A 16698-nucleotide genomic window follows, 5' to 3' on the forward strand; every position below is an offset into this window, starting at 1 on the left:
TCAGATTGGTCAATATCTGAAATTGCTTATAGTCTTGGATTTAGAGACGCACCCCATTTTAATCATTTTTTCAAGAAAATGCATGGTGTAAGACCTTCTGATTTTAGGAGTTGAAGATAAGTATTTCTCGGCTTTATCGTTTTTTATAACTTTTGTTTATCTTGAATTGCCCCACCTTGATATAGATGTTCCGGGCTTAAGGCCACTGAGATGGAAGTAGGGAAGATTACTGAAGGGATGGAAAAAAAATACTTGGTTTTTTTGTAAGTTTTTGTTTTGGTGTTAAATATTTTTTTGTAAGATAATAAACAGGTAATTATACCTATTGTGTTTTATTTCAAATAGTTGTTATTTTGATTGTTGTTGTTTTATTGCTAAGTTTTAACAAGTAAATGTAAGATCACCACAATGTCAATTAGGACTGGCCATCCCAAAATCTAGTATGAATTATTAAAATGTGAAGCATATTCACTTTAAAAAAAAGAACATTTAGATTATTATTTTAAGCAATTGAAAAACAAAATCTTAATTATTTTTCAACCTTCCAAAAACTATTTCAATTATGATTAATATTAGAAACAGCCAGATCGTCACCTATGACAATGGCAATAAAAACATTACTGTTTATTTTGATTTTGATGACAGTTTAAAAAAATATTATATTGTTCCAATACCTCATTTAGTGAAAGCTACTGATAGTGATGTACCCGTTTTTTCTTTGACAAAGTATAAATCGAACAAAGGAGGAATTAACGGCGTTTGTACTTTTGATGTTGAGCTTTATGTACCGCAAGACGCATTGAATGCTGTAAAGGATGCTCTCCAAAGAGAAGGAAAAGGAGAATATGTGCAAGGACAGTTTGATTGGGTCAGTGTTAATACTTTTTTTAAATTCATATTAAATGGAGAAGAAGAATTTATAAACGCAGTGCCTTCTATGTATGGACAGAACAGAGTTTCATTTGTTGTTTTATTAAAAAAAGACGAAGATGTAACTACTTTTATAAATGCTTTCCACAATGGATCAGGTTCTGTTTCTCCTTTCAGCATACAGTATGATATGACAAGCCTTACCAAGTTAGTGGGTATAAGAGCATCAGTTGGTTACAATGCTTCTATTGCTATAGAATGGCAGCGTACCTATAGAACAGAAAAAGATACTTGGGGAAACACAAAAACGGTACTTGCTGAGGTTAAGAAAAACCTTAAACAATCTGGCGCTGGAAGCGTATTAATCGATCCGGTAGAACCTGTAAGTGACGAAACAAAGGCTAGAGTACAAGATTGGGCATGGACTACATTAGAAAAAATGGTTTCTGATTCTGTAGCAGTCGCCAATGCTGCAGCAACAAGCCAAGATCCAGTTGAATCTACAGGTTCATTTACTCAAAATTATCAAGAAAATGAGGTAATAGAATGGTCTGTAAACAGCAGTGATAATCTGCCTATGTTTGATAACAGTATTTGGAACAAAGTATATCATGAGGTAGATTTAAGACAATTAGTTGTTAATTTCAATCTTATAGGAAGCTTGGCTTCCGATTTAAAAGAAGGTGTCGAAAAAGTAGAGATTACGGTTTTTTACCCAAGTGTAGCACCACGTACAGAAACATTATATCCAACTGAAGGTAAAAATAACTTTACCTATCAGGTTCCAGGGAATTTTGAAGGAGATGATTTTAATACTTATTATGAATATAAATACAAGATCTATTTTAAAGACAGCACGCTACAGCCTTATCAGAGTGAATCTATAAAATCAAACTTGACGATTGTTAGTATTACTCCTGCGATGCTTGGTATACAAAGTATTAAGTTTACAGCAACTAATGTTCCATTTACAACAGAGATTCCTAAGTTTATTTCAAAAGGAGGTGTCACTGTTGAACGATTAATTGTTGATTTTTATTTTAATAGACCGGAAGGAGTTGCCAATAAGACCGAACAAAAAGAAATTAAATCAAATGATGAAGTAATTACTTTTAATAGTTATTATATGCTTCCTATTGAAAATAGCTACGTTTACAAGCTTACTTATATTATGAGTGATCGTACGCAATTGGTTATTGATCCGGTAAGAAATTTTGGTGCCGATAATAGTAATACAGTATTAATTAATTTTCCACTTCAGGATATTACTTTTTCACTTTATGCCCGCAAAGATGGAAAAGAATTATTAGAAGTAGTTTTACTGGATGCAGAATATATAGATACTCAAAACAGCGAAATTAAGTTATTTAAAAGTTTTGAACCTTGGGAAGTCGATTTTAAATCAAAAACATTTATTATAGATGACGACAAATGGAACTTTAGAGCTGTAAAAAACCCGGATGGAGCTTATTACAGATTCAATGGAACATTACTTTATAAAGATTATGAGGTTGACATTAATGATTATCTTATTCAGGCTAATCAATCAAATTTTACGATTTATACTGATAGAGAACAAGCGTCTTTGCTGATTGATTGGAATAATGTAGACTGGAAAAGTGTTGCCAATGTAGAGATAACCTTATTTCAGACTGAAAATGGTTCAATGTCTAATGATCGCATACTAAAAGTGCTGCATCCAAATAAATTGGAAAGCTTAGCAGATCCTAAAGAAGTAAATAAACAAACCTATCCTCTTCTGTCTACTGCAAGCACTAAAAAACCACGTCTTATCTATAATGTAACCAGAAAACCTGAAGATCCTAAATTTGAATATTGGATGGGGATAACTTATAATCAAAATGATGGCACAAAGCTTTATCTTGAGAATGTAAAAATGGACAAATTGCTTTATACTTTGCCACCCAATGGAAATTCTCCAAAAGCACAATTGGCATTTGTGACCCTTGATGCTAAAAGCAATATGGCATTAAAAAAGGCAAGAAGGGAAGTTACAGAAAAAGGGCAGAGCACAGTTATTGAATCTGAAGAATAATGATTGCCGAAAGCGTTATGTACAGCGGTGCCTTAAAACGTAATGCTGTCATGCAAAGTCTTATGCTCTTAGAGAATTATCCAGAATTACATGCTTGGTTGTCAAAATTGTTTGAAGCAAATGAATTTAATTCAACAATTGCATTTAATGCTGAAAGCCGTCTCACTGCAAAGGGGGTGCCTATTGAATATGCGATAGTGTGGCCTTCACACAGCGTGAGATGTACTGTAGATGTTTTGCCGCACAGAACTGCAAAAGAGCGCATAGCACGTACATTAGATTTGGCAGGATCATTCGGGAATGCATTTCAACAGGACATATGCAACGATCTTTTGCAGCAGCAAGAAGAAAAAATGCTAAGATATGGAGCATGGTTAGGAGTCAGAGAAGGAGAGGATAAGGTAAATGCTAAATTATATCTTGAGGTTGCCGATACTTGTAAACCAGACTTTTTTGATGCTTTAAAGCTATCATACGATCTTTTGAAGAATTTTGGAGTAAAGCCCGTTATGCTAGGCTTGCCAATGGATAAAGGAGGAGTTGAAATCTATTTTAAACTTGCAAAGCTAGACCGTCCTTTCATGAAATGGCTGTTAGCTTATTTCGGTTTTCCAGATAGAACTCAAGAAATTTTCGGAATGCTGGAAGAATTTTGTGAGAGCAGCCTTAGCGGTTCATTAGATTGGAGTAGTCTTGGTTTCAGCATCGCATGGTCAAGCGAAAAGAAAATGGAAACCGTAACCTTTTATTCTTTTGCTAGTTCTGCAATTGGTTCTGATAAAAACGTACGCAAGCATGTAATGCGAATTGGGCAAAGGCACAATTGGGACATGGCTTTGTATAGTAAATTATCCGAAGAAGCAAATGGTGATACTGATCTTAATACTTTTCATGGTATGGTAGGAGTAGTCGCAGGAACAAAAGGAGAACTTCATTTTACTGCTGGGATAAGTCCAGTTGATGTAGGACTCTTATGAATCTATTATCTGATCTTTTAGACAGACAGACTGTAAATGGTGCATTTTCATCGGAAGTAAAGATGAGGGGAAATCTAATTATCGAAGATGAAAATGTGTTCATTACAGTACTGGTGGTTTTCGAATTATTTCGACTGAAAAAAAAAACCGAGGTAACAAATGCGATTAATCGTGCACTTGATTTTATTGAATGCTGTGAAGAAAAACCCAACTCAGGCATTTTCAAATTTTATCCCGAAAAATTGCCCTCTGCAAAACTTAATATTTCGTTGCATGGCGATTTAGATGATTCAGCGTTATCAATATTGGCACTGGTATATTTTGGCAGAAGAGACAAAGAATGGGCTAACAGTATTTTAGTAGACGTATTTGAAAAAAACAGGTTGCTATACACTAACGCACATCCTGCTTGGGTCAGACCGGGTACATTCAAAACGTGGATTAGTGATAGCCATGATAATCCTATCGATTGTTGTGTAAACCTAAATGTATTGGCCTTATACGCCTATTTGGGACACACAAAAGCAGATGTTTATAGTAAAGCGCTTGAATCGGTCATGCTTGGTTTTAGATTGACAAATCTTGATCCTTTGCACATGAGGCATCTCGCTCCTTTTTACGCACACCCCTCCGAAGTATATGAAGCCATAAGAAGGGCTGCGAATTTTGGAGTCGTAGAGATGACAAACGAACTGAATGTTTTTCAATATTTTGAATCACATAGAACGGACAATGCTATTCGTCCGGTATGTTGCAACGGCTGGGGACAGCCCTTATGGTTTAGTAAAGCGCTTCAAATAGCTCGCACTATTGAATTGGCTAATTCTCCAACAATTTTACTTCAAAAAAATATTCATTTTAAAGAATCTAATCATGATTACTGAAAAAAATATACTTATTACAGATGAGATTAAAGAAAAGCCTGTATTAAAGGCAAGCAGCAATTATATGGAAACGCTTGTGAAACTTGAACCTGTTTCAGGAGGATCAGATATTCATGCGTTTATGAATGATGATAAACAAATTGACCTCTATTCTGTTGGTACAGACCTTGGAGTTTATCGTCTCAGACCCAAGAATAATGCTCAGGCACCCTATTTATTGGAAGATTTAAAAGTAAATTTAGAACAGCTTTCATTATTTCAAGCTATTAAAGGAGATAATGCAAATCCCTCTATTCTCGGTATTAATAGTGCAGGGCAGCTTGCATTGGCATCATTTTCGGGAGCGTATTCTCAAAAAGTATTTCAACCCTCTCAAGCCTCAGAAAAAATTAGGCAGTTTTTAAGCTTGCGCGGCGTTACAGGAAATATTTATGCGAATGTATTGCTTAACGATGATACGTTAGCCAGCAATTTCTTCTCACCTACTGATTTAAAATGGAAATCTGAACGCTGGGTAAAAGTCTTAGACCCTAATGGAAATGAGGCTAAAGTCAAATCAATTGCGATGTGTTCTAACAGTCAAGTGCAATCTTCATTATTTGCTATTGGTAAAGAAGACAAATTTGAAGATCATGTGCTTTTTGCTGAAGATAGTTTTACATTTACAAAAATGCGCGATCTGGCAGGAAAGAAAGTAATCGATTTATCTGTTGTGCTTGATGAAAACAAATTGCTTAATATTTTTGGTATTGAAAAGGACACAGGCATATTATGGGTAAAACGTCAGAAGAAATACTCAACAAATTTCAAAATTGATTTTGATGACTGGCAGAAAGTAGCCAATAGTGCTACTGCCTTTGGAACAGTTAAACTAAAACGTGTATTTGCAAATATCAGATTAGACAATTTCCTAGAAGTGTTTGCTATTGGAGAAGACGGAAAACTTTATCATACCTATCAATTGGCTAATTCTACGGCCAAACAAACTTGGGCAGAATTCTTTCCTTTGGGTAATGGAGTCGGCAATTCCATTTTTACATTAGCAAGAAGTTATACTGGCTATTCAGAAGCATATACCGTAACTAATGACAATTTGGTAATGCGGTTTTGGCAAAATCCAGAAACCTCTCAATGGTTTAGTACTCTTATTGAAATAGAAAAAACTAGCCAGAATGTTGTAAGTGTGCCCACTCATGCGCTCGAAATTACAGTGCTTGACAACGATGGAGTGCCGCAGCCCAATGCAGAAGTTGGACTTTCCGCTTCATTTCTTACTAATTTATCAATCAATGGACTTTCTTATCAGGCAAGTTTAGTGGGGAAAATTAAGGTAAAAGCAGACACCACCGGTAAATTAGTAATCAACCAGCGTGCAAATAGCTTAGCGGCGGCAAGCATTTTAATCGAAACTGAATTTACAGGCGCAATGCCCATACAGGTAGAACCCAATGCCCAGCTACAGGAAAAAATTAAACTTACAACTGCAGATTGCGTATTGAATGCTAAAGATAAAAATGGCAATTATTTGCTTGCAGATAAAGATCGAACGCGAGAAAATGCCGAAAGTATTGCAAAGATCATGACAAGTTCAATGTCGCTGACGGGACAAAATGCAGGGAAACAAAATTTTGTATATCAATCAAAAGGCAAACTTGGTAACTGGTCTCCAAACATTAATATGGCTAATGTCAATGAACAACATTGGGAAATTAATTTTGGAGGTGGATTTCCCACATATAAAACGTTAACTTTTGAAGAAGTATCGCTATACAGACAGAGTAATTTTGATGCTTTAGGATTTCTCGGAATTGATTGGGGAGATCTCTGGAATGCCTTTAAAGAAGGTGTAGGTTCTGTTGTAAGTACGATAAAACGTATCATAGTTTCTGTAGGTGAAGTTATAAAAGTAGCCTTTGAATTTATAATTGATGGTATTACAAAAGTATTTGAAACCGTAATAGAATTTGTGCAGCAAGCCTTTGATTTTGTGGAAGGAGTATGGAACTGGCTTAAAGTAAAGGTTGAACAATTGTTTGAATGGCTTGGCTTTCTTTTTGAATGGGAAGACATACGCAGAACAGCAGACATTGTAAAGTTTAATATTAATACCATACTTGATTTTTCGGTTGTTGCAACTGATCACGTCAAGGGTGTTTTTGATACGTGGATACACGAATTAAAGGACACTCTTAAAGAAGCTGTAGATCATTATATTAATGAGCTCGGAACGGGTTCAACACTTGGTAATTATGGAGACCAATACAAAAAGAGCGATCCAGAAAAAGAACATGCACTAGATCATAATATCTTGCTCAATTCGGTAAAAGAAAATTATAAAGATGCCTCATCGGTCAATGAATTTAAATTCTTTATTGAAGATAACAGTCCAATAATGGATTTGCTTGATCAAATGAAAGCTCTTTCTGAAAATTTCGAATTTGGTGATGGCAAACAAGCATTTGATGAAGCGCTGGGGTATTTTTCCAATATAAAAGAAAACCCAAGTCAAGCCTTGCAGTTAGTACTCAGCGGTCTGCTTAAAATAGGAGAAAGTGTAGCCATGTTCTTGATTGATTTTGGAGCAGGTGTGGTGAGAACTATTCTTGATGTGGTAAAACTATTAATTGAAGCTTTTAAAGATCTGTTAAATACCGCATGGAGAATTCCTATAGTGTCCGACATCTTTAAATTCATAACAGGACACGATCTTTCTTTCAGTATTATAGACCTTATTTCATATCTTATTGCAATTCCTACTTGTGTATTGTTTAAAGTAGTGTACAAACAAGCGCCTTTTCCTACTGATGATTCAGTAACTGCTTTTAAAAACACCTACAATTTGGCCTATCTAAAAAGCCGATCTGGAATTGATAATTCAAAAGAAGCTATTCTAATGAGGAATGCTGTGCAAACTGTTGATCCATTAGTGGTAAATTTATTCAAGACAGGTTTTGCGGTGAGTATGTTTGTAAAAATATGGTCAGATATAGGTACATCCATAGCTTCTTCTGCGAATCAGGTTAGTGATGTTTTGGGGTATGTATCGCTTGGAGCAGGTATAACAGCTGCCGCATTTACAAATCCTTGGATCGTAGAAGTGGACCCAGGTAAATTATTATGCGGTAAAAGCGATGCTGCTAATGGAGAAGCAAGTTCTAATGTTGGTTATTTAGCTACAGTAGTTAGTGTGGTGAAAGGGGTAGTAGTTTATGCTGTCAAAAAGAAGAACCCGCAATTCCCGCCCACTGTTGTTGTTAAAGTAAATGAGCTTTCATCGACTATTGCGGGATCGCTTCGATGTGTATTATATGTTGTTGAATATGTGCTTTCTTCAAAAAAGAAACCCAAAACATTAGCTCGTAATCTTACAGCAGCAATACCTGGTGAAACATTACGTTTTATGTCCTTAAATGAACTAAACACAGGTACTTTTTATATACCTGAGGCAATTTTAGGAGTACTCACCTTTGGAGGATATACTTCATCATTAGTTATTTACCTTACAGATGACGATGTATCATTATTAGAAGCAGAAGATACTCTGTTAGAAAATAATATTGTTCAAGAGATTATTTAGAAAATTATTGTTTAGTCAATAAAGATAAAGTTAGTTTGAATGGAAATCTCTGACTAATATGTTTATTTACTTATTTTTCAATATGCTATTTTTACTTGGGGTAGAATTTTAATTTGGTTAAGTTGTTTGTTTTAAGTATGTTGTGTAGAAAAAGCGCTAGGTTTTTATTGAGAAATGAGTCAATTTTTAACTTCGGAGGAACAAATATTACTAAACACAGATATAAAATCTGTGCTCAAAGAAAATCAATTGAAATAAAATAAAACAAAAAAGCTTCAGAGAAATTTGAAGCTTTTTCTTTGTAGCCTTAACGGGACAATTCTCGAACCATTTTGTGGACGATTTAAATAAAATAAATATTAATTTATATTGATTTCCATGTTGAAATTTGATCTTAGTCATTTTATAATATTGAATTAGTGGAATACAAGTCTGCTTATTTAGTTCTTATTTTATTCTCAGAAACTAGAATTAATTATAGTCTAAACAAGAATTAGGTTTACATAAAGTTTATACTATTTAAATTGTACTTACATATGTATTAAAGGATTCAACAAATATAAGTTCGTTTGAATATTGTTAAGTAAATATCCTATTTTTGAAAATAAATTGACACTGATATTTGTCAGACATACGGATCCACTTTAGGGGAGATAAGTCGGATTTTATAAGACATATTTACAAGTTAGGCATAATGCCTCAAACGACACTCTACAAACATCAACAGTCAGACAGAAAAATGGACAATAACGATACAAAACGACTTTCACGACTGACTGCAATTCTAACACAACTGCAAACAAAACGACTTTTGACGGCTTCGGAGCTGGCAAACAAATTTTCGGTTAGCAACAGAACAATTTATAGAGACATTAAAGCATTGGAACAAGCAGGCGTTCCCATTCTGACAGAAGACGGAAAGGGTTACACTTTAATGGACGGTTACAGAATTCCGCCAGTAATGTTTTCCGAAAGCGAGGCTAATGCTTTGATCACAGCTGAACAATTGATACTTAAAAATAAGGATGCTTCATTAGTAAAAGAATATTCGGAAGCTATCAGCAAGATAAAATCTGTACTGCGAAACAACACGAAAGACAAAGCTAATTTGCTTTCCAACCGCATTATATCAGGACAAAATACCGACAGCAATCGTACAAGCAATAACTTATCAACTCTTCAATTGGCATTGACAAATTTTAATCTTGTCAAAATAAAATATTTTTCCCCAGACAATAATCAGACGACAGAAAGAACCGTAGAACCTTTTGCAATTTATACTTCACAAGAAAATTGGCTGCTCATTGCACTTTGCAGATTGAGAAATGATTATAGAGCATTTCGTTTAGACAGAATTGAAAGTTTGCTGGTGCAAAGCCACACATTTGAACCTCATAAAATGACCTTTGAGGAATATTTTGATACCTGCAGAAAAAAATGTTTGACACCCTTGACATAGGGCTGTCACAAGAGCATTTTAACTTTGCAGCTTAATCAAAATAAAATAATAATGAAAAACAACTTTCACAATTTAATTCTTCTTGCATTATTACTATGCTCACTTACCGCTCAATCTCAAATACAAACCAATACATTAAAAACAATGGACAATCAAAACATTAAAAAATTTTACCTAATCGGAATTTCAACAAGAACAACTAATGAAAATGGACAATCAGCAAAGAACATTGAAGCATTGTGGGGCAGGTTTTGGGGTGAAGAAATTCAAAAACAAATCCCGAATAAAGTAAGTGATGATATTTATGCTGTTTATACTGATTATGAAACTGACTTTACAGGAGCTTATACCACCATTGTAGGATTGCCGGTAAGTTCATTAGAAAATATTCCCAAAGGATTTGTGGGCATAACAATTGAAACGGCGGTATATCAAAAAATTGTTTCCAAAGGTAAAATGCCGGAAGCTGTTTTCAATACTTGGTTAGAAATATGGGGAAATAAGGAACTAAACTTAAAACGTGCCTACAAATCAGACTTTACTATTCACGGACAAAAATATTATGATGGAGATAAAGCGGAGGTAGAAACTTTCATATCTGTAAAAGGATAAAACGGCGATAAATCAGCTGTTTGCAACAGATGGGCATCAATTGTTAATAGGAGAAAGGATTAAGAAAAGATTGAGTTTTTGGGCAATCGAAGAACAAATCTTCAATTTTGTAAAAAAGTTGAAACGAACAAATCCTGTTGAGTTTTGCAGTTTCGCCATACTGCAAAACTCTTGCTGGCGGTTCGTTGTTTTCGCTGGTGTTTCATTTCTTTTCACAGCATTCAGAAATTATCAAATTTGCTAATTTTTTGTTCAATTCAATACTAAATTAATCCATTAGATTATCAATTTGCCATCTGTATGTTTTCTCAGCTTTTATCTGTCAGCTTAATGATTTTGCTGTCCTGAAATGTAAAAACTGATGTCCCTTTCAATTCGAGTTTCTCTCCTTTTTTCAAGCCATTTGGAAAGTCAATTGCTAAAACAGCTATATAGTCAATCTCAATTTCTGTTTGGTCATTATGATGATTAATTGCCGTTATTTTTTGTTTCCTGGTTTCAAAATATGATTTTGCTTGCTCGGCTTGTTCTTTTAAATCAGCAATTCCGTTTATTGTCATATTAACTTTTCCATCCTGTAGATTCTGAAAAACGATTTCATCGTTAAAATCATGGGTCATTTTTTCAACATCAAACTCGTTGTAGCCTTCTATATAATTTTAGATAATTCTTTCTACATTTTCGTTCATAACTATTTTGGTTTAATTTTTAACGGTTGTTCTCTGTAATGACCTGCAGCTAATTTATACCAGCTGTAAAATGGCATCAATACTGACTCATATAATTCATGGTTTCATCAAGCAAATGTAAATAATTAGAAGGCTCAGATTTTCAAGAATTGAAATTAATAAAAGCAGTCAATATTCCATCAGGTGCAAATATGGATTTGAAGCGGTCTGCGGTCTGATGGTTTTACAAAAAGGTTAACATTCTTGTAAGATGTACAGATTTAGAATTAAAGCTCTAAAATATGCAATTTGGCACTATATACTCAAGTTGGCCTGAATGGCTAATTTTATTTTGATGTAACGCTGTCTTTCGCTGGCCTTAAGAATCTGGTTGGGATGTCCTGTTGGAGATTATAAAATTGAATTGGTTTGCAACAGCTCGTGCCGTTGGCAGTGGCCGACCCGCGGTACGGATACCCGTGGATGCAGGTTAAACAAAAAAGGTAAGGTTAAAAGCTTTTCAGTAAAACAAACATTTTTTTTACTGAAAGGCTTTCTGCATAAATTCTTTTAAACTCTGGTCCTCGAGTATTTCAATTGAAAATTCGCCAAAACGTTTTGGAAGCCAGATGATGCGCACCCCGCTTGGGGAATTCAGGTCTTCCTTTACAATGGGTTTTCCGTTTTCATCTTCAGGCTGCAGGCCATTGGCTCTCAATTCGTCAAAAGCTTTTTCAATGTCCGGGGTAGAGTAGCAGTGCCTGTAAATGGTTCCTTCCCCTTTGGCATCCAGCAGATTTTTAAGATTTCCTGAGAAAGGCTGTACCAGCATGAAATGTTCTGTTCCGATCCTTACAACCGCATAAATAACGCGCAGCTCCTCTCTTTCCCATGTAAACGTCTTTGATATCTGGGCATTGAAAATTTTATTGTAGTAATCGCAGGCTGTCTCAAGGTCTTTTACCAAGATATCGATGTGGCTGAATTTAAGTTCCATTGTCTATGTCTTATTTTGAATTGTCTTTGTGCTCATCTCTAAAACGAAAATACAATTTTGAATGGATTTCATTGCTAAAAGGAAGATTTTAATTTTCTTCATACACAAAAGCTGTTTTGGGCTAGAAAAAAAGGAAAAAGAAAGCCAGAAACCAGTGGGCCGCTGGAGTATTCGGAGTTGTATAAGATTCGAACCTAAGCTAGTTAGACTATGTATCAGCTGGATTTTTAATTTTCCAAATATCAATGTGCCACGATATTGCCACAAACATTTTGGGCGTTTTTAAAAGATATGAAAACTGCAGTAAAGCAAAAAAGCCTGCGAATCTCACGATTTGCAGGCTTTACCACGTTTTTTATGGGTTTTTGAAAAGATTGAAAAACTTTCGTTTCGGCTTCTTTTACCCTTTTTGTGGGGAGAGCAGGATTCGAACTTTATGTGTTTAGATCCCGTCTTTGCTACGTATTTGTAAATGTCTTGAACCTAATGCACCGATTCTGCACCCAAATTCAATTTTACTATTTCAATAAATCATGCACAAAAATTAAAACGCTAACGAATAACTGAAAGTAGTATTATTCTTTTTTGTACTACAAATATACCAAAAATACTTAATATTTACGGTTAAATGGAATTGTCACTTACACAGATTTTTCAGATTGAACTTTTCGTTAAACATATTTACAGTTTTAAATATGATTACATTATTTCAAGATTTGAAAACGAAAACTCAAGAGGAAAAAATTCTTTTTTAGAGATTGGGTGATTACAATATGGAAATTTAATTTCTGGATATGTAATTAATAATATTGAATTATCTTAATTTAAGTCCATTTCTAAACTGACTCTTTTTATTCGTTTTTTACTGTTTAACTAGTACTTAGTTATAAAAAATAATCGATTTGTATGTCCTGTCGGGGGACCCCTAAAGGACAGATTACAAACCATTTTATGGAGGATTTAAAGAGATTGGCATACTGGAAGTAGAGGCTGTCTTTCTATGTCTTCAGTATTTTGGTTTAGATGTCCTGTTGGGGATTGAAGCAGAAATATATTTAGTTTTATGTATTATTTTACCCAAAATAAAAAGAGACAGCCTTAATTTTTTGTAAAAAAAAGATATCAATTCCTTACATTTAAAGTTTTGAGTTGGCAATAAAATGGTAATCAAAATCTCTTATACAACTGAATATTACTATTTTGTCGCATAGTAATTATATAAAAAGCCCTGAAATTTCAGGGCTTAATTGTAATTTATTTTCAGCAAACTACATTTTTGGAAGCAGTACTGTATCCACTACATGTATGACACCATTAGATTGATTTACATCTGAAATTGTAACTTTAGCTTTATTGCCACTCTCGTCACTAATGTACAAATCTTTTCCATCCATCCAGGCAGTTAGAGTTCCGCCGCTACCTGTTTTTAAAGAAGCTTTTCCTTTACCAGCTTTTATTGCTTTTGCAATATCAGAACTATTCATTTTACCGGCCACTACATGATATGTCAATATAGTTTGTAATGATTTAATATTCTCAGGTTTCAATAATGTTTCAACAGTTCCAGCCGGCAATTTACTAAATGCTTCATTTGTTGGTGCAAAAACAGTAAATGGACCTTTACCTTGTAAAGTTTCAACTAATCCTGCTGCTTTTACTGCTGCTACCAAGGTGGTATGATCCTTTGAGTTTACCGCATTTTCTATAATATTTTTATTAGGATACATAGCTGCTCCACCAACCATTACTGTTTTTTGTGCAAATGATGTCAATCCAAATCCTAATGCCAGGATTGTTGCTGCTAAAAATTTTCTAGTTTTCATAATTACTTTTTTTAAGTTATAAAGTCATTTACGCTTTAATATTCTTTTTGGTTTTAAAAGAGGTAAAAAAATAAATTAAAATGAATACAAGGGGCGAATTGATATATTAATAATGAAAACTCCAATATTCCCTATTGCTATTATAGCATTATTCAGCCCACTCATTAATCCAGCTGCTAACAGTCTGGCACCACTTCTGGTCGTCATTCAAACAGGGAATAGCCAGGAAATTTTCTCCTCCATTTTTCTCAAAATCTTCTTTGGCGCGCATGGCGATTTCTTCGAGCGTTTCTAAACAATCCGAAACGAAAGCAGGTGTTACAACAGCCAGATTTTTAATTCCTTTTGCCGGCATTTTATCAATTTCAATATCAGTATAAGGCTCCAGCCATTTATCTCCAGCTAATCGCGATTGAAAAGTAAGACTGTATTTGTCTTCAGGAAGACCTAATAATTTTACAACTTGTTTGGTTGTTTCATAGCATTGATGACGGTAACAAAAATCATGCGCAGCCGAAGGCGTGTTGCAGCAAGAGCCATCAATTTTGCAATGGGATTTGGTTACATCTGTTTTGCGGATGTGACGTTCCGGGATTCCGTGATACGAGAATAACAAATGATCGTAATCAAAACCAACTAAGTGTTTCTGAATTGAATCGGCTAAATTCTTGATGTAATCGGGTTTGTTATAAAACGCAGGAACATCGGTAAAACTCATTTGTGGAAATTTCTTTTTACGGATTTCTTCTGCTTTTACCAAAATAGTCAATGTTGAAGCCATTGCGTATTGCGGATACAGAGGAAAAAGCATCACTTTGGTTACACCTTTATCGTGCAGTTCCTGCAGTCCTTTTTCAATAGTCATACTTCCGTAACGCATTGCCAAAGAAACCGGAACGTTTACCAGAGGCTGAACTTTTTTCTGCATTCTTTCAGAAAGAACAACTAAAGGCGAACCTTCATCCCACCAGATTTTTGCATAAGCATGTGCCGATTCTTTGGGTCTTTTTCTTAAGATGATACCTCGGACTAATAAAGCTCTTAGTAAATACGGAACATCGATCACATATTTATCCATTAAAAATTCATCTAAATAGGGCTTTACATCTTTTGGTGTCGGGCTTTCGGGAGATCCTAAATTTACTAATAATACACCTTTCATTTTTTTTTTTTTGGCTTTTTACTTTAAGCTTCAGGCTTTAAGTATTTGTTGTTTAAATTGATGCTAAAAATAGTATTGGCTGCCTTTTAGAAAAAGGAAAAATCAATTTTATTTATGCTGTAATTTACAAAATCGACGCTGTTTTAAATTTGGTATTAACAGACATCAGGTATTTCTTTGGAGTTGTGGAAAATTTTTTCTTGAATCCCGCAATAAAGTGGCTTCCGGTGCTGTAACCTATTTTAAGCCCCACTTCATTTACATTGTAGGAACCGCTGTCAAGCAGTTTTCTGGCGAAATCCATTTTGTAATCAAACAGAAAACCATAAACGGTATCTCCGTAAATTTGTTTGAAACCTATTTTTAATTTTTTCATGTTCAGTCCAATTTCATCTGCCAATTGCTGTAATCCTGGTGGTTCGGCCATATTGGCGATAATGATTTCTCTGGCTTTTCTGATTTTCAGGACGTTATCTTCATCGATCAAAAATGGACATTGTCCTGCGTTTGAATCTTCCATTTTATTGAAATACAAACTCAACAATTCGTATCCTTTTCCTTTATAATAAAGGTTCTTTAGGGAGGGATGAAGGCTGTAATGAAACAACTGTCTCAAAACAATAGCCATCGAAGGACTAATGTTCCCTTCGGTATAATCCTTTTTTTTCTTATTATCGGGGCTTAAAATAGTAATATAATCTGCTTCAACAGAAAATAATGAATGAAATTTCTCAATCGAAACAATAACTGAAATCACCCATGAATTTGGAGAAAGCTCTAAATGAAGCAATGACTGTTTCTGCAGATTGCACAAAATAAGGGATTTTTCCTCTTTCAATTCTAAAGCACAATGATCATGATTGGACAAAAACAATGCATTGCCTTTTAGTCCGAAATGAAACTGTAACAGGCCAGCACTAATTTCGTGCTGTGCAAAAAAAGATTCTGAACTGTCGTTCTGGAAACGAATAAGGGTAAGACCGTCCTCAATTTGTATTTCTTCCTCCATTTTTTTGATATAAAAATTACTGACTTTTCAAGATAGTGTTTAGGAGGTTATTGTCTTTTTGTACCTAAGACTGCGACAACCTGGATATTTATTTTATTGGAAAGCTTGCTTTTAACCAAATTTGGGATTTCAATATTAAAATCACTGGCATTTACGCTGAAATTACATGAAATGCTGACACCTGATGGTGATCTGCTTATCTTTGCAGCTGTATTTATATCCCTGGATTTACCGTGAAGTTCTAATTTGCCTTTAATGATAAAATCCTTAGCATCTGCGCTTAAACTTTGAAGATCAAATCCTTCTATTTTTCCTTTAAATACGGCTTTTGGATATTGGTCACTTTCGATGTAATTTTCATTAAAGTGTTCTTCCATTAAAGCAACCTTAAACTGGAAACCTTTCATCAGGGCTAAACTTGCAATGTCTCCTGTTGCTGGATTCAAAACAAAAGTAACATTCCGATTTACTGCTTTAACTTCTTCAAAAGAAGGAACGGAAGCTTCAAAAGTAACTTTTGCCGATTTACTGACCATTTTTTCTTGTGATACGCCAATGGCGCAAACACACAGCATTGCAATAAGTATTGTTTTTTTCATTATTT

Annotated in this window: 13 protein-coding genes; 7 read left to right on the forward strand and 6 right to left on the reverse strand. The window is 34.5% G+C overall.

Annotated features, from left to right (window positions below):
- Positions 1 to 21 precede the first annotated feature (21 nt).
- The 7 genes from ACE01P_RS10865 (at position 22) to ACE01P_RS10895 (ending at position 10435) form a co-directional block, all read left to right on the forward strand.
- Positions 22 to 114, forward strand: coding sequence for a hypothetical protein (locus ACE01P_RS10865; RefSeq protein ID WP_379697589.1), 93 nt, complete (start codon positions 22 to 24; stop codon positions 112 to 114).
- Positions 115 to 562: 448 nt separating this feature from the next.
- On the forward strand, positions 563 to 2926 hold the full coding sequence (locus tag ACE01P_RS10870) for a hypothetical protein (protein WP_379697369.1): 2364 nt from the start codon (positions 563 to 565) through the stop codon (positions 2924 to 2926).
- Positions 2926 to 3903: a hypothetical protein gene (locus ACE01P_RS10875; protein ID WP_379697371.1), complete on the forward strand. Its 978-nt coding sequence runs from the start codon at positions 2926 to 2928 to the stop codon at positions 3901 to 3903. The genes ACE01P_RS10870 and ACE01P_RS10875 overlap by 1 nt, the downstream gene beginning before the upstream one ends.
- On the forward strand, positions 3900 to 4787 hold the full coding sequence (locus tag ACE01P_RS10880) for a hypothetical protein (protein ID WP_379697374.1): 888 nt from the start codon (positions 3900 to 3902) through the stop codon (positions 4785 to 4787). The genes ACE01P_RS10875 and ACE01P_RS10880 overlap by 4 nt, the downstream gene beginning before the upstream one ends.
- A complete protein-coding gene (locus ACE01P_RS10885) occupies positions 4777 to 8364 on the forward strand; it encodes a hypothetical protein (RefSeq protein ID WP_379697376.1) in 3588 nt (1195 codons plus the stop codon). The genes ACE01P_RS10880 and ACE01P_RS10885 overlap by 11 nt, the downstream gene beginning before the upstream one ends.
- Before the next feature lie 739 nt (positions 8365 to 9103).
- A complete protein-coding gene (locus ACE01P_RS10890) occupies positions 9104 to 9823 on the forward strand; it encodes a helix-turn-helix transcriptional regulator (RefSeq protein ID WP_379697592.1) in 720 nt (239 codons plus the stop codon).
- A gap of 51 nt (positions 9824 to 9874) precedes the next feature.
- Entirely contained in the window at positions 9875 to 10435 is a 561-nt protein-coding gene (locus ACE01P_RS10895; RefSeq protein WP_379697378.1) for a GyrI-like domain-containing protein, read from the forward strand.
- A gap of 308 nt (positions 10436 to 10743) precedes the next feature.
- Here ACE01P_RS10895 and ACE01P_RS10900 read toward each other — a convergent pair whose 3' ends face one another.
- The 6 genes from ACE01P_RS10900 to ACE01P_RS10925 all read right to left on the reverse strand — a co-directional run bounded on the left by ACE01P_RS10900 (position 10744) and on the right by ACE01P_RS10925 (position 16693).
- Entirely contained in the window at positions 10744 to 11088 is a 345-nt protein-coding gene (locus ACE01P_RS10900; protein ID WP_379697594.1) for a nuclear transport factor 2 family protein, read from the reverse strand.
- Between the two features lie 556 nt (positions 11089 to 11644).
- Positions 11645 to 12100: a VOC family protein gene (locus ACE01P_RS10905; protein WP_379697380.1), complete on the reverse strand. Its 456-nt coding sequence runs from the start codon at positions 12098 to 12100 to the stop codon at positions 11645 to 11647.
- A gap of 1268 nt (positions 12101 to 13368) precedes the next feature.
- The gene (locus ACE01P_RS10910) at positions 13369 to 13923 is read right to left on the reverse strand and encodes a fasciclin domain-containing protein (RefSeq protein ID WP_379697383.1); all 555 of its coding nucleotides are present in this window, start codon (positions 13921 to 13923) and stop codon (positions 13369 to 13371) included.
- 148 nt (positions 13924 to 14071) lie between these two features.
- Positions 14072 to 15085: a ferrochelatase gene (gene hemH, locus ACE01P_RS10915; RefSeq protein WP_379697385.1), complete on the reverse strand. Its 1014-nt coding sequence runs from the start codon at positions 15083 to 15085 to the stop codon at positions 14072 to 14074.
- Positions 15086 to 15209: 124 nt separating this feature from the next.
- Positions 15210 to 16094, reverse strand: coding sequence for a helix-turn-helix transcriptional regulator (locus ACE01P_RS10920; protein WP_379697388.1), 885 nt, complete (start codon positions 16092 to 16094; stop codon positions 15210 to 15212).
- A gap of 47 nt (positions 16095 to 16141) precedes the next feature.
- Positions 16142 to 16693: a YceI family protein gene (locus ACE01P_RS10925; protein ID WP_379697391.1), complete on the reverse strand. Its 552-nt coding sequence runs from the start codon at positions 16691 to 16693 to the stop codon at positions 16142 to 16144.
- Between the last annotated feature and the right edge of the window lie 5 nt (positions 16694 to 16698).

This window comes from Flavobacterium sp. HJSW_4 (assembly GCF_042436695.1).
In the GTDB taxonomy this organism is placed as follows: Bacteria; Bacteroidota; Bacteroidia; order Flavobacteriales; family Flavobacteriaceae; genus Flavobacterium.

Excerpts from the sequence above, each read along its gene's own strand:
- ACE01P_RS10870 (WP_379697369.1), top strand. The coding sequence starts at position 563 with ATGATTAATATTAGAAACAGCCAGATCGTCACCTATGACAATGGCAAT.
- ACE01P_RS10875 (WP_379697371.1), top strand. The coding sequence starts at position 2,926 with ATGATTGCCGAAAGCGTTATGTACAGCGGTGCCTTAAAACGTAATGCT.
- ACE01P_RS10880 (WP_379697374.1), top strand. The coding sequence starts at position 3,900 with ATGAATCTATTATCTGATCTTTTAGACAGACAGACTGTAAATGGTGCA.
- ACE01P_RS10885 (WP_379697376.1), top strand. The coding sequence starts at position 4,777 with ATGATTACTGAAAAAAATATACTTATTACAGATGAGATTAAAGAAAAG.
- ACE01P_RS10890 (WP_379697592.1), top strand. The coding sequence starts at position 9,104 with ATGGACAATAACGATACAAAACGACTTTCACGACTGACTGCAATTCTA.
- ACE01P_RS10895 (WP_379697378.1), top strand. The coding sequence starts at position 9,875 with ATGAAAAACAACTTTCACAATTTAATTCTTCTTGCATTATTACTATGC.
- ACE01P_RS10905 (WP_379697380.1), bottom strand. The coding sequence starts at position 12,100 with ATGGAACTTAAATTCAGCCACATCGATATCTTGGTAAAAGACCTTGAG.
- ACE01P_RS10910 (WP_379697383.1), bottom strand. The coding sequence starts at position 13,923 with ATGAAAACTAGAAAATTTTTAGCAGCAACAATCCTGGCATTAGGATTT.
- hemH (WP_379697385.1), bottom strand. The coding sequence starts at position 15,085 with ATGAAAGGTGTATTATTAGTAAATTTAGGATCTCCCGAAAGCCCGACA.
- ACE01P_RS10920 (WP_379697388.1), bottom strand. The coding sequence starts at position 16,094 with ATGGAGGAAGAAATACAAATTGAGGACGGTCTTACCCTTATTCGTTTC.
- ACE01P_RS10925 (WP_379697391.1), bottom strand. The coding sequence starts at position 16,693 with ATGAAAAAAACAATACTTATTGCAATGCTGTGTGTTTGCGCCATTGGC.